The organism is Luteibacter sp. 621 (assembly GCF_050435445.1).
GTDB lineage: Bacteria > Pseudomonadota > Gammaproteobacteria > Xanthomonadales > Rhodanobacteraceae > Luteibacter.
Genome location: NZ_JBNDKI010000017.1, coordinates 78341 through 102731 on the forward strand (window position 1 = coordinate 78341; position 24391 = coordinate 102731).

26 protein-coding genes and 1 other RNA gene are annotated in these 24391 nt (G+C 66.2%); 23 read left to right on the forward strand and 4 right to left on the reverse strand.

Annotated features, from left to right (window positions below):
* Positions 1 to 2: 2 nt before the first annotated feature.
* Positions 3 to 509: a nuclear transport factor 2 family protein gene (locus tag ABIE56_RS16815; protein ID WP_429244941.1), complete on the reverse strand. Its 507-nt coding sequence runs from the start codon at positions 507 to 509 to the stop codon at positions 3 to 5.
* Positions 510 to 527: 18 nt separating this feature from the next.
* Positions 528 to 1391: a YicC/YloC family endoribonuclease gene (locus tag ABIE56_RS16820; protein WP_429244942.1), complete on the reverse strand. Its 864-nt coding sequence runs from the start codon at positions 1389 to 1391 to the stop codon at positions 528 to 530.
* A gap of 76 nt (positions 1392 to 1467) precedes the next feature.
* On the opposite strand from ABIE56_RS16820, the gene rph reads away from it, so the two are divergent.
* From rph to cydX, 12 genes are all read left to right on the forward strand, one after another.
* Positions 1468 to 2199: a ribonuclease PH gene (gene rph / locus ABIE56_RS16825; RefSeq protein WP_429244943.1), complete on the forward strand. Its 732-nt coding sequence runs from the start codon at positions 1468 to 1470 to the stop codon at positions 2197 to 2199.
* Positions 2196 to 2708 (forward strand): GNAT family N-acetyltransferase, encoded by a 513-nt coding sequence (locus tag ABIE56_RS16830; protein WP_429244944.1) that lies wholly within the window; start codon positions 2196 to 2198, stop codon positions 2706 to 2708. Before rph ends, ABIE56_RS16830 begins: the two co-directional genes overlap by 4 nt.
* A complete protein-coding gene (gene rdgB / locus ABIE56_RS16835; protein ID WP_429244945.1) occupies positions 2708 to 3301 on the forward strand; it encodes an RdgB/HAM1 family non-canonical purine NTP pyrophosphatase in 594 nt (197 codons plus the stop codon). Before ABIE56_RS16830 ends, rdgB begins: the two co-directional genes overlap by 1 nt.
* Positions 3298 to 4455 carry a radical SAM family heme chaperone HemW gene (gene hemW, locus ABIE56_RS16840; RefSeq protein ID WP_429244946.1) on the forward strand — a complete coding sequence of 386 codons (1158 nt, stop codon included), beginning with the start codon at positions 3298 to 3300 and terminating at the stop codon, positions 4453 to 4455. Before rdgB ends, hemW begins: the two co-directional genes overlap by 4 nt.
* Positions 4456 to 4580: 125 nt before the next feature.
* Entirely contained in the window at positions 4581 to 6824 is a 2244-nt protein-coding gene (locus ABIE56_RS16845; protein WP_429244947.1) for a DUF1631 family protein, read from the forward strand.
* Positions 6821 to 7168, forward strand: a complete 348-nt coding sequence (locus ABIE56_RS16850; protein ID WP_429244948.1) for a PilZ domain-containing protein — start codon at positions 6821 to 6823, stop codon at positions 7166 to 7168. Before ABIE56_RS16845 ends, ABIE56_RS16850 begins: the two co-directional genes overlap by 4 nt.
* Before the next feature lie 57 nt (positions 7169 to 7225).
* The gene (locus ABIE56_RS16855; protein ID WP_429244949.1) at positions 7226 to 7834 is read left to right on the forward strand and encodes a hypothetical protein; all 609 of its coding nucleotides are present in this window, start codon (positions 7226 to 7228) and stop codon (positions 7832 to 7834) included.
* Positions 7835 to 7929: 95 nt separating this feature from the next.
* Positions 7930 to 9252, forward strand: coding sequence for a Xaa-Pro dipeptidase (pepQ, locus tag ABIE56_RS16860; RefSeq protein WP_429244950.1), 1323 nt, complete (start codon positions 7930 to 7932; stop codon positions 9250 to 9252).
* Between the two features lie 348 nt (positions 9253 to 9600).
* Positions 9601 to 9819 (forward strand): cytochrome oxidase putative small subunit CydP, encoded by a 219-nt coding sequence (gene cydP / locus ABIE56_RS16865; RefSeq protein ID WP_429244951.1) that lies wholly within the window; start codon positions 9601 to 9603, stop codon positions 9817 to 9819.
* Positions 9819 to 11387, forward strand: a complete 1569-nt coding sequence (locus tag ABIE56_RS16870) for a cytochrome ubiquinol oxidase subunit I (protein ID WP_429244989.1) — start codon at positions 9819 to 9821, stop codon at positions 11385 to 11387. Before cydP ends, ABIE56_RS16870 begins: the two co-directional genes overlap by 1 nt.
* Before the next feature lie 13 nt (positions 11388 to 11400).
* A complete protein-coding gene (gene cydB / locus ABIE56_RS16875) occupies positions 11401 to 12531 on the forward strand; it encodes a cytochrome d ubiquinol oxidase subunit II (protein ID WP_429244952.1) in 1131 nt (376 codons plus the stop codon).
* 14 nt (positions 12532 to 12545) lie between these two features.
* A complete protein-coding gene (gene cydX / locus ABIE56_RS16880; RefSeq protein ID WP_429244953.1) occupies positions 12546 to 12674 on the forward strand; it encodes a cytochrome bd-I oxidase subunit CydX in 129 nt (42 codons plus the stop codon).
* 97 nt (positions 12675 to 12771) lie between these two features.
* Here cydX and ABIE56_RS16885 read toward each other — a convergent pair whose 3' ends face one another.
* Both ABIE56_RS16885 and ABIE56_RS16890 read right to left on the reverse strand, forming a co-directional pair.
* Positions 12772 to 14052, reverse strand: coding sequence for an aminopeptidase P N-terminal domain-containing protein (locus ABIE56_RS16885; RefSeq protein ID WP_429244954.1), 1281 nt, complete (start codon positions 14050 to 14052; stop codon positions 12772 to 12774).
* Positions 14049 to 14615 carry a UPF0149 family protein gene (locus tag ABIE56_RS16890; protein WP_429244955.1) on the reverse strand — a complete coding sequence of 189 codons (567 nt, stop codon included), beginning with the start codon at positions 14613 to 14615 and terminating at the stop codon, positions 14049 to 14051. Before ABIE56_RS16890 ends, ABIE56_RS16885 begins: the two co-directional genes overlap by 4 nt.
* A gap of 115 nt (positions 14616 to 14730) precedes the next feature.
* On the opposite strand from ABIE56_RS16890, the gene ABIE56_RS16895 reads away from it, so the two are divergent.
* The 11 genes from ABIE56_RS16895 to ABIE56_RS16945 all read left to right on the forward strand — a co-directional run bounded on the left by ABIE56_RS16895 (position 14731) and on the right by ABIE56_RS16945 (position 24374).
* Entirely contained in the window at positions 14731 to 14955 is a 225-nt protein-coding gene (locus ABIE56_RS16895; protein WP_247329781.1) for a TIGR02449 family protein, read from the forward strand.
* Between the two features lie 8 nt (positions 14956 to 14963).
* Positions 14964 to 15272, forward strand: coding sequence for a cell division protein ZapA (locus tag ABIE56_RS16900; protein WP_429244956.1), 309 nt, complete (start codon positions 14964 to 14966; stop codon positions 15270 to 15272).
* Positions 15273 to 15279: 7 nt separating this feature from the next.
* Positions 15280 to 15463: non-coding RNA, 6S RNA (gene ssrS / locus ABIE56_RS16905), on the forward strand.
* Between the two features lie 107 nt (positions 15464 to 15570).
* Positions 15571 to 16182 (forward strand): 5-formyltetrahydrofolate cyclo-ligase, encoded by a 612-nt coding sequence (locus ABIE56_RS16910; RefSeq protein WP_429244957.1) that lies wholly within the window; start codon positions 15571 to 15573, stop codon positions 16180 to 16182.
* Positions 16179 to 16637 carry an EVE domain-containing protein gene (locus tag ABIE56_RS16915; protein ID WP_429244958.1) on the forward strand — a complete coding sequence of 153 codons (459 nt, stop codon included), beginning with the start codon at positions 16179 to 16181 and terminating at the stop codon, positions 16635 to 16637. The genes ABIE56_RS16910 and ABIE56_RS16915 overlap by 4 nt, the downstream gene beginning before the upstream one ends.
* Positions 16634 to 17287, forward strand: coding sequence for a ribose-5-phosphate isomerase RpiA (rpiA, locus tag ABIE56_RS16920; protein WP_429244959.1), 654 nt, complete (start codon positions 16634 to 16636; stop codon positions 17285 to 17287). The genes ABIE56_RS16915 and rpiA overlap by 4 nt, the downstream gene beginning before the upstream one ends.
* Before the next feature lie 123 nt (positions 17288 to 17410).
* On the forward strand, positions 17411 to 18862 hold the full coding sequence (locus ABIE56_RS16925; RefSeq protein WP_429244960.1) for a DNA recombination protein RmuC: 1452 nt from the start codon (positions 17411 to 17413) through the stop codon (positions 18860 to 18862).
* Positions 18863 to 18961: 99 nt separating this feature from the next.
* Complete coding sequence (folE, locus tag ABIE56_RS16930) at positions 18962 to 19558, forward strand: GTP cyclohydrolase I FolE (RefSeq protein WP_429244961.1); 597 nt, start codon at positions 18962 to 18964, stop codon at positions 19556 to 19558.
* Positions 19559 to 19560: 2 nt separating this feature from the next.
* Entirely contained in the window at positions 19561 to 20871 is a 1311-nt protein-coding gene (locus ABIE56_RS16935; protein ID WP_429244962.1) for a hypothetical protein, read from the forward strand.
* Positions 20864 to 21589, forward strand: coding sequence for a hypothetical protein (locus ABIE56_RS16940; protein ID WP_429244963.1), 726 nt, complete (start codon positions 20864 to 20866; stop codon positions 21587 to 21589). Before ABIE56_RS16935 ends, ABIE56_RS16940 begins: the two co-directional genes overlap by 8 nt.
* Positions 21582 to 24374 carry an AAA family ATPase gene (locus ABIE56_RS16945; RefSeq protein WP_429244964.1) on the forward strand — a complete coding sequence of 931 codons (2793 nt, stop codon included), beginning with the start codon at positions 21582 to 21584 and terminating at the stop codon, positions 24372 to 24374. The genes ABIE56_RS16940 and ABIE56_RS16945 overlap by 8 nt, the downstream gene beginning before the upstream one ends.
* Positions 24375 to 24391: the final 17 nt, after the last annotated feature.

The window sequence follows — 24391 nt, forward strand, 5'->3', positions numbered from 1 at the left end:
GGCTATTTCCCAAGCGCGTGATGCCCATAACTAAACGCGCGCGTGACCTGCCAGCCACTTGCCGTCCGGTGCCAGACGAGCATGAAGTGTGCCGCACCGAAACATTCATCGGTCTTCAAGTCGCAGAAATCCTGCTCGCCCTCTTCGATCGCGCCAAAATCCTTGATCGGATAAACCTGCAACGTGCCGGGCACCAGCTTGCGGCGGAAATGGCCGCATACATTCTGGCGGGTTCGCTCCATGTACTCCTTGCGGGTCCAGGTCACGCCGCCGTTGTCGTGATAGAACTCGAGGTTCGGATCGATCATTGCGGCGTGTTCGTCGAGCTGGCCGGGCTGGTCGCACGTATTGAACGCGCCGAAGAACCGGGTATCCAACGCGGTAACGGTGCGCTCCAGCGCTTGCTGGGTCAGCACCGCTTGCTTCGTATCATCACCCTGTGGTGACGCCATCGCGGACATAGCCGCCATGGCTGCAGCCACGACGATTGCACAGTGGTAGCGGGACATCCGGAACTCCCTTGCCTGTTATTCGATGTTCTGCACCTGCTCGCGCATCTGCTCGATCAACACCTTGAGCTCAACGGCAGCATTGGTCGTCCGCGAATCCACGGACTTCGAGCCCAGCGTGTTTGCCTCGCGGTTGAATTCCTGCATGAGGAAATCGAGGCGGCGGCCCACCGGTTCCTTCAGCGCCAGCACGCGGCGGGCTTCGCTGATGTGGGTGGTGAGGCGGTCGAGCTCTTCATCCACGTCGATGCGGGTGATCTGAAGGACCAGTTCCTGCTCCAGGCGGCCCGGCTCCACCGGCTGGCGCACATCGGCCAGGCGGGTTTCCAGGCGGGCGCGGAGCGCCGTGCGGATTTCCGGCAGCCAGCCACGTACATCGCCGACGATCTTCTCGATGCCATCCAGGCGCTCGCGCAGGATCTCGCCCAGCTTGGTGCCTTCGCGGCCACGCGTATCGGAAAGCGCATCCAGCGCGCGGTCGACCACATCGAGCAGCGCCGCCTGCAGGGCATCGGCATCGGCTTCGGGCTGCTGCAGCACGCCCGGGAAACGCAGCAGTTCGGTGAACTCAATGTTCATCCGCGGAAAGCGGTGCTCCAGGTCCAGCGCCAGCTCGGAGAGCCGGGACAGGATCTGGCCGTTGATGCGCAGGCCTTCGGCACTGCCCTGCTCGGTGCGCAAGCGCACGGTCACATCCACCTTGCCGCGGGAAAGGCGGCCGGCGATGCGCTCACGCAGGGCGCTTTCAAAGCTGCGCAGATCCTCGGGCAGGCGGGGGCTGATCTCGAGGTAGCGGTGGTTCACGGTGCGCAGCTCGCAGGTGAGCGTGCCGGACGGGCCCGCGCTCTCGGCGGAGGCGTAGGCGGTCATGCTACGGATCATGGGGGCTCGCTCGCGCGTGAAGGAAAGGTGGCAATGGTAAACTGACCCACCGCCCGCGCCCAACCCAGGCCTTTCCATGACCTTTTCCCGACCGAGCGGCCGCGCTGCCGACCAGCTGCGACCCGTCACCATCGAGCGCCACTACACCCGCCATGCCGAGGGCTCCGTGCTCGTAAGCTTTGGCGATACCAAGGTGCTGTGCACCGCCTCGGTGGAAGAACGCGTGCCACCGTGGCTGCGCGGCAAGGGCGAAGGCTGGGTCACGGCCGAGTACGGCATGCTGCCCCGCGCTACCACCGACCGCACCCAGCGCGAAGCCGCGCGCGGCGGCCAGGGTGGCCGCACCATGGAAATCCAGCGCCTGATCGGCCGCTCGCTGCGTGCCTGCGTGGACCGCGCCGCCCTGGGTGAGCGCGTGATCACCCTGGATTGCGACGTGATCCAGGCCGATGGCGGCACCCGTACCGCCGCGATCACCGGCGCCTACGTGGCCCTGGTCGATGCCGTGGGCACCCTGCTCAAGCGCAACGCGATCAAGCGCGACCCGATCATGGGCGCCATCGCCGCCGTTTCGGTGGGCGTCTACAAGGGTGTGCCGGTGCTGGATCTTGATTACGCTGAAGATTCCAACTGCGATACCGACATGAACGTGGTGATGAACGACGGTGGCGGTTTCATCGAGGTACAGGGCACGGCCGAAGGCCACGCCTTCCGCCGCGACGAAATGAACGCCCTGCTCGACCTGGCCACCAAGGGCATCAACGAGCTGGTGCTGGCACAGCGTGCCGCGCTGGAGTCCACGCCGTGACCGCCGACGTCCGTGCGGCGACCGCCGGCGACCTGGACGCGATCGTCGCCGTGCACCACGCGGCCTTCGGCCGGCCCAACGAGGGTGACCTCGTGCGCCGCCTGGTCGAGGCTGGCCACGCCACGATCTCGCTGGTCGCCGTGGATGCAGACGATGCCGTGATCGGCCATGTCCTGTTCTCGCCGCTTACGGTCGAGACCGGTGACGACGGCAAGGCCCTTGGTCTCGCCCCCATCGCCGTGCACCCGGATCACCAGCGCCAGGGTGTCGGGCATGCCCTGATCGAAGAAGGCATCGGCGCCTGCTTCGTGGCCGATGCCCGCGCCGTGTTCGTGCTGGGCTCGCCGGCGTATTACGCCAAGTTCGGCTTCACCAAGGCCTCGGCGCACGCGCTGCACGATGCCTTCGAGGGCGGCAACGCCTTCCAGGTGCTGCCGCTCACCATCGATGGCCTGGCGGGTTATGCCGGCCGCGTGAATTACGCACCCGCGTTCTCGGAAGGCCTGTAATGCGCATCGTCCTGGCCTCGGGTAACGCCGGCAAGGTGGTGGAGCTGGAACAACTGCTCGCGGGTACTGGCGTGCAACTGGTGCCGCAAACCACGCTGGGCGTGAGCGATGCCGATGAAACGGGCCTTACCTTCGTCGAGAACGCGCTGATCAAAGCGCGCCACGCGGCGCGTGCCACGGGCCTGCCCGCGCTGGCTGACGATTCGGGCATCTGCGTGGATGCGCTGAACGGCGCACCGGGCCTGTATGCCGCCCGTTATTCGGGCGTGCACGGCGATAGCGCGGCGAATAACGCCAAGCTCCTGCGCGAACTGGATAGCGTGCCGATGGAAAAGCGTACGGCGTACTTCATCGCCGTACTGGTGCTGCTACGCCACGCGGACGATCCGGCGCCGCTGATCGCCGAAGGCCGCTGGCACGGGCGCATTCTCGAGGCGCCGCGCGGCGCGGGCGGCTTCGGCTACGACCCGCTGTTCCTTCCCGATGGCTCGGACCTGGGCGCCGCCGAGATCGAGCCGGCCCTGAAGAACCGCCTCAGCCACCGTGGCCAGGCGCTGGACGTGCTGAAGGCGCGCTTCGCCGAACTCGCATGAGCACGCTGTCGCCGCCGCTGTCCCTGTATGTGCACATGCCGTGGTGCGTGCGCAAATGCCCGTACTGCGATTTTAACTCGCATGGCGTGCGTGGCACGCCCGAGTACGCCACCTACGTGGATACCTTGCTGGCGGACATGGACGCAGACCTGCGCGACTTCGAGGCGGCGATCGCCGGCCGCCGGATCGAAACGGTGTTTTTCGGCGGCGGCACACCCAGCCTGTTCACCCCGGAACTGATCGGCCGCTTCCTCGATGGCGCGCGCAAACGCTTGCCGTTCGTCGAGGACGCCGAAGTGACCCTGGAGACGAACCCGGGCACCGTGGAGCATGGCCGTTTCGATGGTTACCTGGCCGCCGGGGTGAACCGCATTTCGTTCGGCGTGCAGAGCTTCGACAACGACAAGCTCCACCGCCTGGGCCGCATCCACTCGGCGCACGAGGCGGCCGATGCGGTGCGCCAGGCCCAGGATGCCGGCATCGATAACATCAATATCGACCTGATGTACGCCCTGCCCGACCAGGACCTGGCCGGTGCACTGGATGACGTCGACAAAGCCATGGCCCTCGGGCCCACCCATATCTCGCACTACCAGCTCACCCTCGAGCCGAACACGGCCTTCGCCGCCAACCCGCCGCCGTTGCCCGATGACGACGCCGCCTGGGCGATCCAGGAAGCCTGCCAGGACCGGCTGGCCGCGGGCGGTTACGGCCAGTACGAGGTATCGGCGTATGCCCGGCCAGGCCGCCGCTGCGCGCATAACCTCAATTACTGGCGCTTTGGCGATTACCTGGGGATCGGTGCCGGTGCCCACGGCAAGGTGAGCGGCACCGAAGGCGTACGCCGCCGCTGGAAATCGCGCCTGCCCGCGGCCTACCTTTCGGCCGCAGGCGGCCCCACGCGGATCGGGGGCGATAGCATGGTGGCAGGCGATGACCTGCCCTTCGAATACATGCTCAACGCCTTGCGCCTGATCGATGGGGTGCCCCTCACGGACTTCGCCGAGCGCACCGGCCTGCCGCTGGAAACGATCGCCACGCGCCTGGCCGAATGCCGCCGCCGCGGCTGGATCGATAACGACCCGGCCGCCCTGCGCACCACGGCGCTGGGCCAGCGCTTCCTTAATGACGTGATCGAAGCCTTCATGGCCTGATCGGCCGCTCACGTAGGTTGAGACCTACACCGTTCGCCTTAGGTCTTATGCCGCCCCACGCCCGCTGGCGCCCGGGGCAGACGGCCGTCTAAACTTGCGGCCAAGGCCGGGGAGGGGCCTATCTCATGAATCCTGGCACGCCGCCGTTCGGCCGGACGGGACCGCATCCCGTCGCCCTTTCGCCGCGTGCCGAACGCGAGGCGCAGCAGGGCCTGTCCCTGTGCCTGACGTGGCTGGATATGCCGCTGCGCGAAGCCCTGCGTGATTTCGACCAGCGCATGTTCGCCGTGGCGGAAAGCAGCCGTAACCACCTGGAACAGCAGGATTGCTTCGAAAGCCGCGGCATCGTCCAGCGTGAAGGCCCGGCATTCCGCAACCGCTTTGCATCCCACCTTTCCGAGCGCTTTCGCCACCTGGGCGAGCCCACGGGGCAGACGGCCACCAGTGATTACACCGGGCTTAACCTCAGCCTGGTGGATCCGGAAGAACAGGAACAGAGCGATGCGCTGGCCAGCATGGCCGCGCGCGCCGAGGCACGCAGCGCCAGCAGCCTGTTCGAACTGGGTTACCGCCTGGCGGTACTCGCAGGTACGCCCCCGCTCGAGGGCGAGGCCTTGCCGGCTGGGCCACGGGCGTTGACCGCTGCCTTGCAGGCGGCCATGGAAAACATGCCGCTGACCCCTCAGCACCGGCTCATCCTGTTCCAGGCCGTGGATACCCGCGTGCTCGGCCATAGCGAAGCGTTTTACGGGGCACTCAACGAACATTACCGGACGCGCGGCATCCTGCCGGGTTTCCGGGTTTACCCGAACGTGCGCGTTAGCAGCGCACCGGCTGGCGATCGTCGCGCACGGCCTGGCGAAGGCGGTACCGGCGAGGCGGGCATGGGCGCAGGCACCACCGGTACCGGTGGCGGCAGCGGCGGAGCCGGCAGCGGTGGCGCGACACCCGAAGGCAACATCGGCGTGCTCGAAAGCCTGCGCCAGTTGCTGTCCCAGCGGGCCCAGACCGGCCGTGGCGCCGGGTTTGCCCCAGGCCGCCTGGCGTCCGATGACGAGTTGCAAACCGCGCTGCTCGCCCTGCAAGGCCACGTCAGCGACGTGACCGATGCCGCGCAGCGGGAGATCCGCACCGCCGGCGCCCTGCGCGATGAATTGCTGACCCAGCTCAACCGCGGCCGCCCCGCAGGCTCCCCGCTGGCCGAGCTGACCATCGAGCAAGGCGATACGGTGGAACTCACCGCCATGCTGTTCCAGAACCTGGGCCAGCAGATGGGCGCTGCCAGCGCCGGCCGCCGCGTGCTGGGTGGCCTGCAATGGCCCATGCTGCGCGCCGCCGTGAACGATCGCGGCTTCTTCGACCAGCCTGAACACCCCGCGCGCCAGTTGCTCAACACCGTTAGCGAGGCCGCGCACCACTGGCTGGATCCGGCCGAGGGCGAGCCCGATACCGCCCTGCTCGATCGCCTTGAACGCCTGGTGGTGGATGCCAGCGCGGCGCAGGTGATTGACCCGGCATGGCGCGCCGATATCGAAACCCAGATCGCCCAGCTGACCCGCAAGGCCCACGTGGCCGAACGCCGGCAGATCGAGGCGATGGAAGGCCGTGACCGGCTGGAGCGCGCTCGCCAGCGCGCCAGCGAAGTGATGAGCGAGCGCATGGTGGCTGGAAGCACCCCGCGCGGCGTGCTGCGCATCCTGCTCGAGCGCACCTGGGCCGACGTGCTGGCGCTGCACATCCTGCGTGGCGGTGAGACCGGTGAGGCTTACCTGCATTGCCTGGGCGTGACCGACCAGTTGCTGGGCCGCCGCCCGGTCGCTGACAAACAGAAGCTGCGCCAGGAAGTGGAGCGCGGCCTCGAGCACCTGGGCATGCACCCCTCGGAGGCTGCGCAGGTGGCCGCCGGCCTGTTCGAGCCCACCCAGGAACGCCAGAGCGACGATACGCCGACCGCGACCGACGTGGCCATGCGCCTGAAGCAGCGCCCGCGCCTGGGCGAAGGTACCGCCCATGGTGAACCTGTGGCACCGGTGGAGCCGACGCCGCTGGATGCCGCCGCGCGCGCCGTCTACGACAGCTTTGCCAGCCTGCGCTTTGGCACCTGGTTTGAATTCACCCAGGCCGATGGCGAGATCGTGCGGCGCAAACTTGCGTGGTTCTCGCCCGCCACCGGGCGCTGCCTGTTCGTGAACCAGCGGGGCACCCGTACCGATGATATCGACCTGACCCGCCTGGCCCGCATGGTGTCCGCCGGTGAAGCGCGCGAATGGCGCGATGAACGCGTACCGCTGATCGATCGCGCGTGGCAGGCCGTCGCACGGGCCCTGCGCCGCGAGCGCATGAATGAACGGATGGCGGGCCACGCATGAAGAGTGAATTCGAACAGCGCCGCGCCCCGCGCAAGCGCGCCACCTCGCCCATGCCCGTGGTCGATGTGATGAACGATGCGGTGCTGGGCCAGCTGGGCAACCTTTCGGCCACCGGCATGATGCTGCTCGGCACGCGTGAGCCGCGTGCCGGCGCGGTGCACCAGGTCACGTTCAACCTGCCCGATGCCCAGCATCGCGAGCACGCGGTAGTGATCGGCATCCAGGAACAGTGGCACGAGCCGGCGGCTTCGGCCGGCCAGTTCTGGTCGGGCTACCGCATCATCTCCGGCAGCGAGGATGACGTGCGTGCCATCGATGAATGGATCGGGCCGCCGGCCGACTGAACGGCGGCCATCGGTGGCGCTTTACCGCCATGCCCGCAAGGGGTCACCATCGCCACGATGAACCACCCGACGACCCTGCTTGTTGATACCACGCTCGAACGCGACGATGCCGCCGCGGCCGCCACTAGCCTGTACCTGAAGCTGATCGGCGACGGCACCATTTCCCCGGTGGTAGACCCGGGCATGGACACGCCATTCAAGGTGGTGGACCACCAGCTCATGGCCGATACCGGCGTTTTTGCGATTGGCCTGCACGCCAGCGGCCACCACTGGATAGACGATGGCCAGCGCGCATTGATGGTGGATGGCGGCCCGGAGAACGGCATTTTCTGCCGCTACGATGGCAGCTTCACCATCCGCTGCCCGCACTGCCGCGAGCTGCTTTCGCCGGGTAGCGAGGGCAGCGACGCGCTCGAAGAGGCGCTCGCCGTGTGGTGCGATTCGCCCGACTCGGCCTTCGTCGCCTGCCCTGCCTGCTCGACCTGGACGCCGCTGACCCACTGGGCATCCCCCACGCACGACTTCGCGGTGGGCCATTTCGCGATCAGCCTGCACGGCGTACACATGCGCTCGCTGATCGATGGGGGCAGCCACCCCGCGCTGGCCCTGCGCCTGCGACTGGGTGACCTGGCCAGCGATTACACGGTGGTGTACTCCGCCGCCTGAACCACCCGGGCGTGGCGAACCCATGGGGTTGGCTAGTGGCGCCGGGAGGCGCACCATACGTGGTTGCCCCACCCCACAATCGCCGGAGATCCACGATGAACGACGCGCTGGCCGCGCTCTATCCGCAGCACCTTGCCACCCTGCGTGAACGCACCGATGTCGCGCTCGCCCGCGGCGGTTTCGACCACCTCGTTGTCCCGGCCGGCCGCCCGATCACCAAGTTCATGGATGACCTGGACTACCCGTTCACGGTGAACCCGCACTTCAAGCACTGGCTTCCGCTGATCGATGCCCCGGGTAGCTGGCTGGTGTACACCCCGGGCCAGAAGCCCAAGCTGGTGTTCCTGCAGCCGCACGATTACTGGCATGTGGTGCCGGAAGCACCGACCGGATACTGGGTGGACCACTTCGATATCGTCACCGTGCGCAAGGCGGCCGATGCCATCGCCGAACTGCCGCTGCAGTCGCGTAGCGCGATCATCGGCGACCAATATTGCGGCGTGAACGAGGTGCAGCCGAACAACCCGTCGGCCGTGACCGATTACCTGCACTACCACCGCGCCTACAAGACACCGTACGAACTGGAACTGATGCGCGAAGCCAGCCGCCGTGGCGTGCGTGGCCACCGCGCGGCCGAGAAGGCGTTCCGCGACGGCGCGAGCGAACTGGGCATCCACCAGGCCTACCTGGCTGCGGTGGGCCAGACCGATGCCGAGCTGCCTTACGCGAGTATCGTGTGCCTCAACGAGCATGCGGCCATCCTGCATTACACGCATTTCGGCCGTGTGCCACCGGCCGAGCACCGTTCGTTCCTGATCGATGCGGGCGCCAGCGCCTCCGGGTATGCCAGCGATATCACGCGCACCTATGCGGGCAAGGACGCCGGTGAGTTCCAGGCGCTCGTCGATTCGATGGACGCCGCGGAACGCTCGTTCGTGGCGAAGGTGCGTGCGGGGCAGAACTATCCCGAGCTGCATGTGCACGCCCATCACGTCATTGCCGGCGTGCTGCGCGAACACGGCTTCATCCGCATGAGCGCGGAAAGCGCGGTGGAATCGGGTGTTTCCTCGGCGTTCTTCCCGCATGGCCTGGGCCATGGCATCGGCATGCAGGTGCACGATGTGGCGGGTTTCCACGCCTCCGATGCCGGCGGCACCATCGCCAAGCCGGAAGGCCACCCGTACCTGCGCCTCACCCGCAACCTCGAACCGGGCATGGTCGTGACGATCGAACCGGGCCTGTATTTCATCGACATGCTCCTGGCCGAACTGAAGAACAAGCCTGTCGCGGCTGACATCAACTGGGACAAGGTCGATGCGTTCCGCAAGTACGGCGGCATCCGCATTGAGGATGACGTGGTGTGCACCACGGGCGAGCCGGAAAACATGACCCGCGACGCGTTCGCGCAGCTGCCGTAGGGCCTATCGCGAGCAAGCCCGCTCCTACAGACAGCCATCCCGCTGCCTTGGTAGGAGCGTGCTTGCACGCGATAGGACACGCATCACCCCCCACTAAACCGGCAACCCACGGCGCGGCACATGGCCGCATGCCGAAGCGGTGCATCTGGAGCGGCCGCCGCCTGCCAGACGGCGGTAAACGCGCCCGGGCGCCCTTTATCCACGCCCAACCTGGCGTATGCTGTACACAGGGGAAGCAAGCGAAGTAAGCGCGGTCAGGCCGCTGCGACAATCGGCCATCGATCGCGAACGAATGCCCAGGCATAAGCTGCCGGCAGATGTTCCAACGCTATCGCTGGAGTCGCACCCATGGATGTCGACGTTCCACCAAGGCGCCCCCGATGGCGCGACAAGCCACTGCCAAGGCTCGCCCTTGAGCTGTCGGTCATCGTCGTCGCCAAGCTCGCCCTGCTGATGCTCATCTGGTACATCGCCATCCGCCCCCTGCCCCGCGCCGATGTCTCGCCCGACGGCGTTGGCCGCGTACTGGCCCCCGCTTCCGCATCCACCCAGGAAACCCCGCCATGATCGTCGACCCCGAAGTCGTCGGCCTGTCACGCCTGCAGTTCGCGCTGACGGCGCTTTACCACTTCCTGTTCGTACCGCTCACGCTAGGCATGGCCTTCATGCTCGCCATCATGGAGAGCGTGTACGTGATGACCCGGCGCGAAATATGGAAACGCATGACCCAGTTCTGGGGCGTGTTGTTCGGCATCAACTTCGCCATGGGTGTCGCCACCGGCGTCACCATGGAGTTCCAGTTCGGTACGAACTGGGCGTACTACTCGCATTACGTGGGCGATATCTTCGGCGCGCCGCTGGCGATCGAAGGGATGATGGCGTTCTTCCTCGAATCCACGCTGGTGGGCGTGTTCTTCTTCGGCTGGGAACGCACCACGCCGCTGAAACACATGATTGCCACGTGGTTCATGGCGCTTGGCACGTCGCTTTCGGCACTATGGATCCTGATCGCCAACGGCTGGATGCAGAACCCGGTAGGCGCAGCGTTCAACGCGCAGACCATGCGCATGGAGGTCACGAAGTTCAGCGATGTGGTGCTGAACCCGGTAGCCCAGGCGAAGTTCGTGCATACGGTAAGCGCCGGCTACACGATGGGCGCGATGTTCGTGCTCTCCATCAGCGCCTGGTACCTGCTGCGTGGGCGCAACGTGGAGTTCGCCAAGCGCTCGATGACCGTGGCTGCCAGCTTTGGCCTGGCCGCCTCGCTGTCGGTGGTCGTGCTGGGCGATGAATCCGGCTACACCGTGTCAGAGAACCAGAAGATGAAGATGGCCGCGATCGAGGCCATGTGGGAAACCGAACCCGCGCCCGCGTCGTTCACCCTGGTGGGCTTTCCCGATGTAGCCAAACGCGAAACCCATGCGGCCATCCGGGTACCCTGGCTCATGGGCCTGATCGGCACGCGCTCGATCGATGAACCGATCCTCGGCATCGACTCGCTGGTGGATGATGCCAAGGTACGTATTGCCGATGGCATCAAGGCCTACGACGCGATGTTGGTGTTGCGCGAAAACAAGGACGATGCGCAGGCCAAGGCGATCCTTGCCGCGCACGATAAGGACATGGGCTACGCGCTGCTGCTGAAGCGGTTTATGGATGACCCGCGCAAAGCCACGCCGGCAGATATCGAACGCGCGGCGGAGAGCACGATCCCCAACGTGCCTGTGCTGTTCTGGTCGTTCCGGCTGATGGTGGCGTGCGGGTTCTGGTTCATCGGGTTGTTCGCCTATGCGTTCTTGCGCGCAAGCAAGCGCCGGCTCGAAGGAAAGAACTTCCTGCGCGTGGCGTTGTGGAGCTTGCCCTTGCCCTGGGTCGCCGCGGAACTGGGCTGGATCGTCGCCGAGTACGGCCGCCAGCCGTGGGCGATCGAAGGCGTGCTGCCCACCGCACTGGGTGCGTCGTCGCTTACGCCGGGCCAGGTGTGGATATCACTCGGCGGCTTCGTGCTGTTCTATACCGCGCTGGCGGTGATCGATGGCTACCTGATGGTGAAGTTTGCAAAGAAGGGCCCTGACGGCCTGGGCATGTGGCCGCCCTCGCCTGCTCCGCTTCCCACGACCACCCAGACCGCCTGAAGGAGCACGTGTCATGCTTGATTACGAGATCCTTCGCGTTATCTGGTGGGCCCTGATCGGCGTGCTGCTTGCGGCGTTCGCCATCATGGATGGGTTCGACTTCGGCGTGGCTGCGTTGCTGCGTGTGCTGGGCCGCGACGAGCACGAACGCCATGTCCTGCTGGAGACGATCGAGCCCACGTGGGAAGGCAACCAGGTGTGGTTCATCCTGGGCGGTGGTGCCGTGTTCGCCGCGTGGCCCTTGCTTTACGCGGCATCGTTCTCAGGACTGTACGTCGCGATGTTCGTGCTGCTGCTGGCCTTCATCATCCGCCCTGTGGGTTTCAACTTCCGCGAGAAGGTAGAGAACCCTACGTGGACTCGCGCCTGGGATTACGGACTGGTCGCCTCGGGTGTGATCGTGATGACGGTTTGCGGCGTGGCCTTCGGCAATCTGTTCCTTGGCCTGCCGTTCCACTACGACGCCGACCTGCGGATGACCTGGGAAGGCACGTTCTTCGAACTGTTCCGGCCGTTCGCGCTGTTGTGTGGTCTGGTGAGCCTGAGCATGCTGCTCACCCACGGCGCGGCCTGGGTAGCGATGAAGGCCGATGAATCGATTGCGGCGCGTGCGGTCACGGTGGCGCGGATCACGTCACTCATCTATGTGGTGCTGTTCGTGCTGGCCGGCATCTGGCTGGCCTACGGCCTGCCCGGCTACGCGGTCGCGGGGCCGGTGGTGACCGACGGCGTCTCGAACCCCATGGCGAAGCAGGTGGCCGTGGGGGCGTCGTGGTTCGCCGGGTACATGGCCCATCCGGCTTTCTGGATTGCACCGGTCGTGGCATTCGTCGGTGCGCTGGGCGTGCAACTGTTCGTCGCCCGCCAGGGCTTCCTGGGCTTCTTCAGCAGTTGCCTTTCCGTGGCCGGCACCATCGCGGCGGCGGGCTTCGCCCTGTTCCCGTTCCTGATGCCATCCTCGGTGGATCCGCGCTCAAGCCTCACGGTGTGGGATGCGTCATCGAGCCAGGGCACCTTGTTCCTCATGATGTGCCTGGCCATCGTGTTCCTGCCGATCATCATCCTGTACACGACGTGGGTGTTCCGCGTCATGCGCGGCCGTGTCAGCCTCGACCACGTGCGCAAGTCGCACAACATGTACTAAGGGGATAACCAGCCATGTGGTATTTCGCGTGGATCCTTGGCCTCGGCCTCGCCTGCACCTTCGCCATCCTCAATGCCATGTGGTTCGAGGTGCATGCCGATGACGAAGCGCACTACCAGAAAGACCAGCACCCGCAACTGTAGGAGCGCGCTTGCGCGCGATGCACACTGCCTCGCGGCTCGGCGTCACCGCTCCGTCGGCTTTTCGCGCGCAAGCGCGCTCCTACGGGGCATGGGCTACTTAGGGGAAGGTCTTGGGCACCATCGCGGTCATGACCTCGGGGGCGCCCTTGGTCACCGCGATGTCATCCTCGATGCGGATGCCGATGCCGCGCCAGCGCTCGGGTACGGATTTATCGTTGGGCGGGATGTACACGCCCGGTTCCACGGTCAGCACCATGCCCTCTTCCAGCACACGCGGCTCGCCGTCGATGCGGTAATCGCCCACGTCGTGCACGTCCAGGCCCAGCCAGTGGCCGGTCTTGCTGGGAAAGTAAGCCTTGTAGGTGCCATCGGCGATCACCCGTTCCACACCCCCCTTGAGCAGGCCAAGGGCGCATAGCCCGGTGGCGATCACCCGCACGGCCTCGCGGTGGGAATCGGCAAAGGCGCGGCCCGGCCGCACGGCATCGATCGCGGCAAGCTGGGCCTCGTGGACGATGTCATAAAGCGCCCGCTGCTCGGGCCGGAACGTGCCATCCACCGGGTAGGTACGGGTGATATCCGAGGCGTAGCAATCCACCTCCGCGCCGGCATCGACCAGCAACAGGTCGCCCGCCTTCAGCGTGGCCCGGTTCGCCTGGTAATGCATGATGCAGGCGTTCGCGCCGCCGGCGATGGTGGGCGGGAACGCCGGCACCGCGCCGCGGCTGCGGATGGTGCGCAGGATCTCGCCTTCGATCTCATATTCAGCCACGCCCGGGCGCGCCATGGCCATGGCGGCCACATGCGCGGCGCCGGCCACTTCAGCCGAGCGGCGCATCAACGCCAGCTCATCGCGTGACTTGAACAGGCGCAAGTCGTGCAGCAGGTGGCTCAGCGCGACCAGGTCCTTCGGCACGACGCCACCGCCACGCGCGGTGCGCAGGCGGCGCATCCAGCCGAGCAGGCGGGAATCGAAATCCGGCTCCTGGCCGAAATGGCAGTACACCCGTGCCCTGCCCTCGATCATGCCGGGCAGGATGTCGTCGATGTCATCGATCGGAAACGCGTCATCCAGCTTTAGTTCGCGCGCAGCACGATCCGTGCCCATGCGCTCGCCATCCCAACGTTCGCGCTCCGCATCGCGTTCACGGCAGAACAACACGGTTTCGCCGTGGGCGCGGCCGGGCAGCAGGGCCAGCACGGCCTCGGGCTCGTCGAAGCCGGTGAGGTAATGGAAATCGGAATCCTGCCGGTACGGCCAGGGCGCATCGGCGTTGCGCATGCGTTCTGGGGCCGCGGCGAGGATAAGCACCGCATCCTCGCCCGCCATGCGCATGAGTTCCCGGCGACGCCGGGCGTATTCAGCCGCCGAGATCAATGCCGGGTATCGCTCGCCGGTTCCTGGCGGGCAGCCATCTCCGCATGCAGCGTAAGTGCGCCCACCCGCACGTATTCTTCCAATTCAATCAGCGAATCTTCGTCGCCATCCACATCATCGTCGAGGGTGACTTCGGTCGAAGCGATGGTCGCCATATCGCGGAGGATCTCGCGGGCATCTTCACTCAGGCCCTTGGCGGCCTCGGGCGTGCCACCCAGGCCAAAGCCGCCCAGGAAGCCGCGGGTCCAGTCGGCCAGGCCTTCCACGCGCTCGTGCAGCGGCGACTCGTCATCGGGCACCCACGGCATGAAGCTCAGGTCGGTATCCGCCATCCACTCTTCGGTCTGGTGGCGCAGCCGGCCCAGCATGGCCAGCTCATCGGCATTCGGCGCCGGATCCGGCTCGATCTGCAGTGCATCCAGCACGTTACCGGCAGGGAAGCTGCCACCCGCGCTGATGTAACCCACCAGCGAACCGTGGAACTCGCTGACCGTGGTGGCGAGCTTGCAGCGCCCGATCAACTCGGCGATGTCTTCGGGGTCAACGGTCTGGTTAGCCGACATGGCGGGTACTCCTCAAGGATCGGCTTTAAGTCTAATGCACCCGGCCAGTGGGGTCGTGGCCGAATTCACCTTCACGGCCTGCTGACAACCCGCGAAGCCCTGTTATAGTCCGCGCATGACGAACCCGGATGCCTTCAAGACTGAATTGGAAGCCCTGAGCGCCACGCTCGACCGGCTCGTCGATACTGTCCGTCGCCTGACGGAAGAAAACCGCAGCCTGCGTCACAGCCAGGAGCAACTGGCGAACGAGCGTGCCAGCCTCATGGCGCGTAACGAGCAGGCCCGCAGCCGCGTCGAAGCCATGATCCAGCGCCTGAAGGCGCTGGAGAACACGGGTTGAATCCAAGTATGAACGCACCCGCCTCCGAACCCGTTGCCCTGCGGTTCCTCGACCGTGAATTCCACATTGCCTGCGCGCCCGACGAGCGTGAAGGCCTGCTGGCGGCCGGGCGCTACCTGGACGACAAGATGCGTGCACTCAAGTCCAGTGCGAAGGTGCCTGGTTTCGACCGCATCGCCGTCCTGGCCGCCGTGAGCATCGCCCACGAACTGCTCACCTTGCGTGGGCAGCACAACACGCAGGAACAGTCCCTGACCGACGGGCTGGCCGCGCTTCGCAAAAAACTTGATGGTCTGCTCGACGCATCGGTAAAATAGGCGTGGGCGTTCCCTGCGATGTTCGCCAGCGCACTTTACATTTGCCTTGTTCCTACATACGACCCCGGGTCGGCCTTACACGGTTGTTGCGCATGTCCGCCTTCGTACGGAAAGCCTTGAGACCGTGTGGCTCTCCCACCTGATCCTTTGGATCAAGGTCGTTTGGTGCGCAGCGGCATCGCGGAGAACGCCTCTTTCTTTTGCCGGCCGGCCCCCAGGGGCCGGTCAGCGCCTTGCCCGCGGCACCGGGCGTGGCGGCTCACGGGCGCCCAGGACCGTGCCGTTCGGCTGAACGACCATGTCAAAGCTCCCCGAGAGACGTGAACTGCGGGCCGATCTTGTCCAGCGCCGCCGCGAGCTGAAGCCCGCCGAGCGGGTCGCTGCGGCGGCTGGCCTGCGCCATTCGCTGGAACAACTCCCCGAATTCCTTACCGACAAGCACGTGGCCGGCTACTGGGCCACGGGCGGCGAGTTGCCGCTGAATGTGGCCATTGGGCCGCTGGGCGACCGTGGGCAGACCTTCTACCTGCCCATTGTCACCAAGACAGCAGGCAAGAAGCGCCTGACCTTCGCCCCGTGGACCACGGGCGAGGATGTGGAATCGAACGAATTGGGCATCCCGGAACCCAAAGCCGCGTCGCACATCATCGAGGCCGACAAGCTCGACCTGGTGCTGGTGCCGCTGCTGGGTTTCGACCGCAAGGGCAACCGCCTGGGCTTTGGCGGCGGCTACTACGATCGCAGCTTCGAGTTCCTGCGCGGGCAAAAGCGCCCCGCGCAGCCGCTGCTGATCGGTGTCGGCTACTCCTTCCAGGAGCTGCCTGGCATCGAAACGGCGGAATGGGATATCAAGCTCGATTACATCGCCACCGAAAAAGAACTGATCGACTGCACCGAAGGCGCGGAATGAAGTATTGGCTTATGAAGTCCGAGCCGGACGCGTTTTCCATCGACGACTTGCAACGCAAGGGCGTTGAACCCTGGGATGGGGTGCGTAACTACCAGGCACGGAACTTCATGCGCGATGGCATGAAGGTCGGCGACAAGATCTTCTTCTATCACTCGAACACCGATGTCCCCGGCATCGTAGGTATTGCCACCGTGGCCTCGCCCGCGTATCCGGATGAAAGCCAGTTCAATCCGAAATCGAAGTACTACGACGAGAAGAGCAAGCGCGAAGAACCGCGCTGGATGCTGGTCGACGTAAAGTTCGAACGGAAACTCAAGCGCACGATCTCGCTGGATGAAATGAAGAACCTTGATGAACTGGCGGATATGCCGCTGGTGCGCAAGGGCAACCGTCTATCCGTGATGCCCGTCGCCAAGCACGACTGGGATGTCATCCTGAAGCTGGAAAAAGCATGAGCCAGGACAACGAGAAGCGCCTTGCCGCCGAGACTGCCGCGTTCAAGTACGTCGGCAACGGCCCCAAGGGCCGGATCATCGGCGTGGGTACCGGCTCTACGGTGAACTTCTTCATTGATGAGTTGCCGCAGTACCGCGATGTCATCAAGGCGTGTGTATCGAGTTCCGAGGCTTCCAGCGATCGCCTGCGCAAGCTGGGCTTCGATGTGATGGACCTTAACGCTGCTGGCCGCCTGGATCTGTACGTGGATGGCGCCGACGAGTGCGATGGCAACAAGTGCCTGATCAAAGGCGGCGGTGCCGCGCTCACCCGCGAAAAGATCGTCGCCGCCGCGTCCGACAAGTTCGTCTGCATCATCGATGCCACCAAACAGGTGGACGTGCTGGGCACGTTCCCGCTGCCCATCGAGGTGATCCCGATGGCGCGCAGCCTGGTGGCCCGCGAAATCACCGCCATGGGCGGCACCCCGGTGTGGCGCGATGGCGTCACCACCGATAACGGCAACTGGATCATCGATGTGCATAACTGGCGCATCACCGATCCGCTCACGCTCGAAGCCCAGCTCAACCAGATCACCGGCATCGTCTGCGTGGGCCTGTTCGCCAAACGCCGCGCCGATGTCGTCATCGTCGGCAATCGCGAATTCTGAGATCACCCCACGGGATCCTTCCTACGGGGCAGGCTCGTGGTAAGAGCGTGCTTGCACGCGATCCCCAGCCGCGTCGCCCTGCCCGATCGCGCGCAAGCGCGCTCCTACAGGTAATCTCCCGGTATGAATCTGGAAACCATCCTTCTCTTCGCGCTGCTCGTGGTGGGCATCGCCTGCCTCGCCCTGTTGTTCACCCTGCTCTCCCGCGCCAAGCCGCGCGATGACGGCAGCGCCGCGAAGCTGGACGCGCTGCGCGAGGACACCCGCCGCCTTGAGGGCGTGCTGCGCGATGAACAGCGCGCCGGCCGCGGCGAACTGGGCGAAAGCTTCGGCCAGTTCCGTGGCCACGTGCAGGATCAGCTGCAGGCGGCCGCCACGCACCAGCACGAGCGCATCGAAGGCTTTGGCCGCCGCCTGGACCAGCTCACCGAGCGCACCGACCTGGGCCTGCAGTCACTGCGCCAGGGCATGGCCGACGATGCCCGCAAGACCCGCGAGGAATCCGCGCTCGCCCTCAAGCACTTCGGCGAACTGCTCGACCAGCGCTTCACTGCGCTCACCGCCGACAACGAAAAGCGCATGGCCGACATGCGCGGCACGCTGGAAACACGCCTGGCCGCGATCCAGCAGGACAACGCCGCCAAGCTTGAGCAGATGCGCGCCACGGTCGATGAGAAGCTCCAGTCCACGCTGGAAACGCGCCTGGGCCAGTCCTTCCAGCTGGTTTCCGAACGGCTGGAGGCGGTGCAGCGCGGCCTGGGTGAAATGCAGGCACTCGCCGCCGGCGTGGGCGACCTCAAGCGCGTCCTCACCAACGTGAAGACCCGCGGCACCTTCGGCGAAGTGCAACTGGGCGCCCTGCTTGAGCAGATCCTGGTGGCCGAACAGTACGACTCGAACGTGGCCACCGTGCCCGGCTCGGCCGAGCGTGTGGAGTTCGCGATCCGCCTGCCGGGCGCCGAGGATGGCACGCCCGTGTGGCTGCCCATCGATGCCAAGTACCCGGTGGAGGATTACCAGCGCCTGCTGGAAGCCCAGGACGCCGCGGATGCCGAAGGCGTGATCAGCGCCGGCAAGGCGCTTGAACTGCGCGTGCGCGAGGAAGCCAAGCGCATCCGCAGCAAGTACGTGGCGCCGCCGCACACCACCGATTTCGCCATCCTGTTCCTGCCCACCGAAGGCCTGTACGCCGAGGTGATCCGCCGCCCTGGCCTGTCCGACCAGCTCCAGCGCGACCACCGCGTTACCGTGGCCGGGCCGACCACCCTTACCGCCCTGCTCAACAGCCTGCAGATGGGCTTCCGTACGCTCGCCATCGAGAAGCGCTCATCCGAGGTCTGGCAGGTGCTGGGGGCGGTGAAGAACGAGTTCGGCAAGTTCGGCGTGGTGCTGGAAAAGACCCGCAAACAGCTGGATACCGTGCGCAACAGCATCGATAGCGCCGGCATCCGCACCCGGGCCATCGAGCGCAAGCTGCGCGGCGTGGAGACCCTGGGCGGCGATGAGACCCAGCGCCTGCTTGATCTGGCGCCTGGGGCCGATGAAGGTGAAGCTGAGGGCGAGACCGAAGACTGAGGCGGCCTGGATCGCGCGCAAGCGCGCTCCTACAGGGGCACCGGGGGCCTGCGGCACGTTACAATGGCGGTTTGTACCCGCATTAAGGAACCCGCCCCGATGAGCGACGATTCCCAGTCCCGTCCGGTCAGCCGCGAGCAGGCCGAGGAGGCCGTTCGTACCCTGTTGCTGTGGGCCGGTGAAGACCCGAAGCGAGAAGGCCTGCTCGATACGCCCAAGCGCGTGGTCAAGGCCTACTCGGATTGGTTCAAGGGCTACGACGAGGATCCGGCCGAGTACCTGCGCCGCACCTTCAAGGAAGTGGAAGGCTACGACGAGATGATCGTGCTGCGCGATATCGAGTTTGAGAGCCATTGCGAGCACCACATGGCCCCGATCATCGGCCGCGCCCACGTGGGCTACGTGCCGACCGATCGCGTCGTGGGTATTAGCAAGCTGGCCCGCGTGGTCGATGGCTTCGCCCGCCGCTTCCAGGTGCAGGAAAAGCTCACCGCTCAGATCGCCCACTGCATTGAAGACACGCTGCGCCCGCGCGGTGTCGGCGTGGTGATCGATGCCAGCCACGAATGCATGACCACGCGTGGCGTGCACAAGCGCGGCGTCTCGATGGTGACCAGCCAGATGCTCGGCAGCTTCCGAGAGGATCCGCGTACTCGCGGCGAATTCCTCCGTTTCGTTGGCGTCGACCGTCGCTGACCTTGAACGGGCCAGTCGATACCACCGTCCACGACGAACGCCTGCAGGATCTCTTCCGCGACGGCGTCGTCGCCGAGGACCTTCCCACTGTCTTCCCGCTGCTTCGCGGCCGCGGGTTGCTGCGCGCGTTTTCCGCCCTGTTCCACGGCAGCGAGGCGCAGGTACTGCTGCGCCTGCTGGTCCTGCGCACACTCGGCGCGCGTACGCACGCCACGGAGTGGACGCCGCAGGAGATCCGCGACCACCTCACGTTCGTCGATCCGGTCAAACTCGAGACCGTCGTCCAGCGCCTGAAAGACCACGACCTGCTCGTGTACGACACGGAAACCCTGCGCTACCGCGTGGGCCCGGTCGGCCGCAAGGCGCTGGGTGCGCTGGCCACCATGCTGGAGTTCGAGAACGACGACGATGATGGCCTGGGCTACCTCACCGCGCAGCTCGCGGCAGGCCAGGCCGTGGGCCGCGTATCGGTCGATGAACTGGGCCACCTGCTGTCGCGCCTGACCGAGCTGAAGGAAGACTTCGACCGCGCCGTGCTGTCCGGCTCCGAGCATCGCATCCGCCGCGCTGCCGAGCGCCTGGATTCGGTATGGACGTGGGTGGAAAAAGGCACCGAGATCGTCGCCGCCATCACCGAAGGCGATGAACTGGAGCCGGTCGCCCACCGCCTGGCCCAGGCCGTGGGCCGCGCGCAAAGCGGCCTGTTGCGCCAGGCCGGCGTGTTCCAGCGCGAACTGAACAAAATCGACCAGCACCGCGTGCACCTGGGCCGGACCGGGCTGTCGTCGTCCGACCTTGTCGGCTGGCTGCGCGCGCAGGATATCGACACGCTCGCCGCCTTCGAGGACGGCCAGCTTTCACTCCCCCTGCCCGCACCATTCCTGCACGACCAGATCGCGCTGGATGTGGCCGAATACGAATTGCTGGAACGCGAGCGGCTGGCCGCCGAGGTCACCACGCTGCCCGGCGCCGAGGAGCCGCCCGAAACGGCCGACCTGCCCATGGGCGAGGAAGACCTGCGGTTCCTTGAAGACTGGCACGCCGAGCTGGCAGCGATCACCGCGCCACGCGAACTGGCCGAAACGCTGATCGGCACCGACTACGCACTCTCGGCTTACCGCCTCTCGCTACTGGGCCTGCTTGGCGACCCCGAATCCGCGGCGCTGGAGGGCGGCACCGCCGACCTCGCCCGCCTGCCGCTCGCGCTCGAGATCGAGCCCGTGCTGATCGACCCCGAATTGCCCCAGATCGCCCTGGTGAGCGCCGGCCGCCTGCGCCCGCGCGAACTCGCGAAGGACACCCCCGATGCATGATGAAACCGCCAGCCTGGTGACCCGCCTGCTCGCGCAACGCTGGCTGCCGCGCGATGACGCGCAGGCGCGCAAGGCGCTGCTCGACGAGGCTTTCCGCGAAGACCTGGATCGCCGCCTTGAAGCGGTGGGCCTGGAACTGCGCGAGCACCCCTACGCCGCGTACATCGGCCTGGCCGTGACCCGGCGCAGCGAGCGCGCCGTGTTCGGCGGCAGCGATAGCTGGATCTCCAACACCATGCAGCTCGATCGCGATGGCGTCGCGCTGCTGGTGGTCATCTGGGCGCTGATCGTGCTGCCCAAGCGCCAGCGCCAGGTCGAACGCCAGGAGGTCGAGGCCAAGGCGTCGCAGGGCCAGATGTTCGCCGAGGAAAAGCCCATCCCGCGCGACCCGACCCTTTCGCCGGTGATCGCCGAGCGCACGCTGCTGGCGGATTTCGCCGAGAAGCTGGGCGGCAAGACCCGCGTGAACTTCAACCTGGGCACACTCAACCGCCTGGGCTTCATCGTGCGCCGCAAGGGTGAAGTGGCCGAAGGCCCGCTGCTCGACCTGGCGTTCGATTACGAACGCACCGCGCGACGCATCCTGGATGGCGCGCTTGGCGATCTGCTTGCCGATGCCGCCACGCGCGCCGCTAACGCGCCCGCGAATGCCGCCGACGACGAGCCGCTCTACGACACCGACGCCGAATCCGATGCCGAGGGCACCGCCGATGTTTGATTTCCGCAGCCTCGAAGTCGTCCACTGGGATTACTGGCAGCGCTTTAGCCTGCCGCTCGATACCAACATCGTCACCGTGGTGGGCCCGAACGGCTCGGGCAAGACCACGCTGCTCGATGCCTTGCGCACGCTGCTGACGATCGATTGCGCGGGCAACCGCGACTACAAGAGCTACCTGCGCCACAACGGCAAGCCGTTTGCGTGGCTGCGCGCCCGCGTCGGCAACATTCCCGGCCCGAACGGCGAGCGCCCGTTCTTCCCGCTGATGGATCGCGAGGTCACCCTGGCCTGCCGCATCCAGAAAAAGGGTGGCGAGTGGACCCGCCAGTACGCCGTGCTCGGCGGCGACGTGAGCGTGGAGGAGATCGAAGCGCGCAACGATTTCCTGGGCCTGCGCGAGTACCGCGTACGCCTGGAAGGCGCCGGCCTGTCGCAGGCGATCCGCCGCGTGCTCACCCTGGAACAGGGCGCGACGGACAAGTTGTGCCAGTTGCCCCCGAAAGCCCTGCTCGACCTGGTGTTCGACGTGTTCGGCGACAAGGCCGTGCTCGATGATTACCAGCGCGCCCGCAACGACCAGGCCGAGGCCGACCGCGAACAGCACGGCCTGGAACACCAGCTCTCACTGATCGGCGTGAGCCTGCAGGAAGCCGAAGCACGCGCCCGCTCCTACCAGGAATGGAATCACCTGAAAGACGACCGCGTGTCGCTCGTGGCCGAAGTGCTGCCGCGCACGGAGTTCGCCGAACTGGCCGCCAGCGTTCGTGGCGCCCGCCCTGCCCTGAACGGCGTGAAACGCCGTGTCAGCGAACTCGAACAGCGCGATGCGGAGCTCAACCGCCAGCTGGCCGACTTCGACGCCGGTGGCGAACAACTGCGTGGTGAACAGCATGAGGCGGATATCGCCCGCCAGTCCACGCAGAAGAGCCTCGATGCCGCACGCGCGGCGCTGGCCCAGAATGATCTGGTTATCCGCCAGGAGAATCGCCTGCGCGAAATGGTGGCTGCCCAAAATGGCACCGACCACGAGCGCCTGGCGGATATCGCCCGTGACGCTCGCGCCCGCCTGCACGCGTTGCAGAACGAAGAAGCGGGCCTGCGCCAGGAACTGGGCACGCTCACCAACAAGCTTTCCGCGTGGCGCAGCGGCCGCCGCTATACACCCGAATTCGAAGCAGGCTTCCGCCGCGCGCTCGATGAGGCCGGCATTCGCCACAGCATGCTCAGTGAGATCGTCGAGATCACCCAGGCGCGCTGGCAACCGGCCGTGGAGGCCGTGCTCGCCGGTTACCGCCACGTGGTGCTGCTGGATGATCCGCGCGATCGTGAGAAAGCGTGGAAGCTTGGCGAATCGATGCGCTACAAGCACTTCGTGGTCGCCGACCGCGCGCCGGCCGAAAAGCCCGTCGCTGGCTCGCTGCATGAGGTGGTCACCTTCTCTGCCGCCGCGCCGGACTGGCTGCTGCGCAACCTCGATCGCATCCAGCGCGTGGAAGACGTGCCGGAAGGCTCGAAGCTCGCCCGCGACCAGGACTGGATCACGCCGCAGGGCTACTTCCGCGAGCGCCGCGGCGGCCGCCACCTTGGCGTGGATGACATGTACTTCGGCGCTTCCGCACGCGAGCGCCAGCTACGCGATGGCGAGGCCAAGCTGCGCGAGATCGAAGGCCGCCTGCGCGACATCGCCGATGAGCGCAAGACATCCTCCGCCCAGGCGGGCGATGCCGAAAGCATCCTGCGTGGCGCCAACGCCAGCAGCCAGCTGGCCGACCGTGCGGAAGAATTCAACGAGGCCCGCGAGCAACAGCCGCGCCTGCAGGAAGATGTGCAGCGCACCGCCGATAGCCACGCCGCCGCCGAGCAGTACTACGAAGGCGTGCGCGAGAAACGCCTGAAGACCTCGAACGGCCGCGACAATGCCGCGCGCGAACAGCGCAGCGTGCAGAACCAGCTAGCCGATGCGGTGCGCCAGTATCATCAGTCGCGCGGCGAACAGGTCGATCGGTTGAAGGCGTTTCGCGCCAAGCGCAAACACGTGGCGCTCGCCCACCGGACGCGGGCCGCCATCGCTGCCTTGCGCGAGCGCTTCGAATCACCGGCCGCCGTGCGCCGTGAGCTTGATCGCGTGGAGCGCCGCCTGGAAGAAGGCCACTGGGAACAGGATGCCAGCGTGCTGGCGCTGCGCGAGAAGCTGGGTACGGATCACGATGGCCTCAAGCGTGACCTCGAAAAGCGCCGCCTGCACCTGGAACGCGCCAGCCGCATCACCCACGAAGCACGCGGCGCCTACATCCAGGTGCTCCGCAACACGGTCAAGCGTTACGCCAGGAACCTGAAGGTACTGGCCGACCTGGCCGGTATCGGCGTGGACGTGGACCTGCCCGAACTCAACAACGACGATCTCGCCCTCGCCTCGGCCGCGCTCACCGTGCGTTTCGAGTTCGACAAGAAGGGCTGGATCGGCATGGACGATGGCGAGGCCTCGGGCGGCCAGCAGGTGATGAAGTCACTGCTGTTGCTCGTGGCGCTCATGCGCGACGAAGACCGCCCCGGCGGCTTCGTGTTTATCGATGAACCGTTCGCCCACCTCGATATCTTCAACATCGACAAGGTCGGCGCGTTCCTCAAGAGCACCCGCGCCCAGTACATCCTGACCACGCCGGCCACGCATAACGTCAACGTGTTCCAGCCTTCGGAACTGACGCTTGTGACCAGCAAGCGCCGCCCCGGTGCGGTTTGGGCACAGCCGTTGGCCGTGCTGCGCCGGCGGGCTGAGGTCGCCTGATGGGGCATCGGAGAGCC

What these genes read in the sequence shown, in the direction of transcription:
- cydX (WP_429244953.1), top strand. Translation starts at nt 12,546, where the DNA reads ATGTGGTATTTCGCGTGGATCCTTGGCCTCGGCCTCGCCTGCACCTTC.
- ABIE56_RS16855 (WP_429244949.1), top strand. Translation starts at nt 7,226, where the DNA reads ATGAACCACCCGACGACCCTGCTTGTTGATACCACGCTCGAACGCGAC.
- ABIE56_RS16815 (WP_429244941.1), bottom strand. Translation starts at nt 509, where the DNA reads ATGTCCCGCTACCACTGTGCAATCGTCGTGGCTGCAGCCATGGCGGCT.
- cydB (WP_429244952.1), top strand. Translation starts at nt 11,401, where the DNA reads ATGCTTGATTACGAGATCCTTCGCGTTATCTGGTGGGCCCTGATCGGC.
- rph (WP_429244943.1), top strand. Translation starts at nt 1,468, where the DNA reads ATGACCTTTTCCCGACCGAGCGGCCGCGCTGCCGACCAGCTGCGACCC.
- pepQ (WP_429244950.1), top strand. Translation starts at nt 7,930, where the DNA reads ATGAACGACGCGCTGGCCGCGCTCTATCCGCAGCACCTTGCCACCCTG.
- ABIE56_RS16890 (WP_429244955.1), bottom strand. Translation starts at nt 14,615, where the DNA reads ATGTCGGCTAACCAGACCGTTGACCCCGAAGACATCGCCGAGTTGATC.
- ABIE56_RS16910 (WP_429244957.1), top strand. Translation starts at nt 15,571, where the DNA reads ATGTCAAAGCTCCCCGAGAGACGTGAACTGCGGGCCGATCTTGTCCAG.
- ABIE56_RS16945 (WP_429244964.1), top strand. Translation starts at nt 21,582, where the DNA reads ATGTTTGATTTCCGCAGCCTCGAAGTCGTCCACTGGGATTACTGGCAG.
- ABIE56_RS16900 (WP_429244956.1), top strand. Translation starts at nt 14,964, where the DNA reads ATGAACGCACCCGCCTCCGAACCCGTTGCCCTGCGGTTCCTCGACCGT.
- ABIE56_RS16915 (WP_429244958.1), top strand. Translation starts at nt 16,179, where the DNA reads ATGAAGTATTGGCTTATGAAGTCCGAGCCGGACGCGTTTTCCATCGAC.
- rpiA (WP_429244959.1), top strand. Translation starts at nt 16,634, where the DNA reads ATGAGCCAGGACAACGAGAAGCGCCTTGCCGCCGAGACTGCCGCGTTC.
- ABIE56_RS16845 (WP_429244947.1), top strand. Translation starts at nt 4,581, where the DNA reads ATGAATCCTGGCACGCCGCCGTTCGGCCGGACGGGACCGCATCCCGTC.
- ABIE56_RS16925 (WP_429244960.1), top strand. Translation starts at nt 17,411, where the DNA reads ATGAATCTGGAAACCATCCTTCTCTTCGCGCTGCTCGTGGTGGGCATC.
- ABIE56_RS16940 (WP_429244963.1), top strand. Translation starts at nt 20,864, where the DNA reads ATGCATGATGAAACCGCCAGCCTGGTGACCCGCCTGCTCGCGCAACGC.
- cydP (WP_429244951.1), top strand. Translation starts at nt 9,601, where the DNA reads ATGGATGTCGACGTTCCACCAAGGCGCCCCCGATGGCGCGACAAGCCA.
- hemW (WP_429244946.1), top strand. Translation starts at nt 3,298, where the DNA reads ATGAGCACGCTGTCGCCGCCGCTGTCCCTGTATGTGCACATGCCGTGG.
- ABIE56_RS16850 (WP_429244948.1), top strand. Translation starts at nt 6,821, where the DNA reads ATGAAGAGTGAATTCGAACAGCGCCGCGCCCCGCGCAAGCGCGCCACC.
- folE (WP_429244961.1), top strand. Translation starts at nt 18,962, where the DNA reads ATGAGCGACGATTCCCAGTCCCGTCCGGTCAGCCGCGAGCAGGCCGAG.
- rdgB (WP_429244945.1), top strand. Translation starts at nt 2,708, where the DNA reads ATGCGCATCGTCCTGGCCTCGGGTAACGCCGGCAAGGTGGTGGAGCTG.
- ABIE56_RS16820 (WP_429244942.1), bottom strand. Translation starts at nt 1,391, where the DNA reads ATGATCCGTAGCATGACCGCCTACGCCTCCGCCGAGAGCGCGGGCCCG.
- ABIE56_RS16895 (WP_247329781.1), top strand. Translation starts at nt 14,731, where the DNA reads ATGACGAACCCGGATGCCTTCAAGACTGAATTGGAAGCCCTGAGCGCC.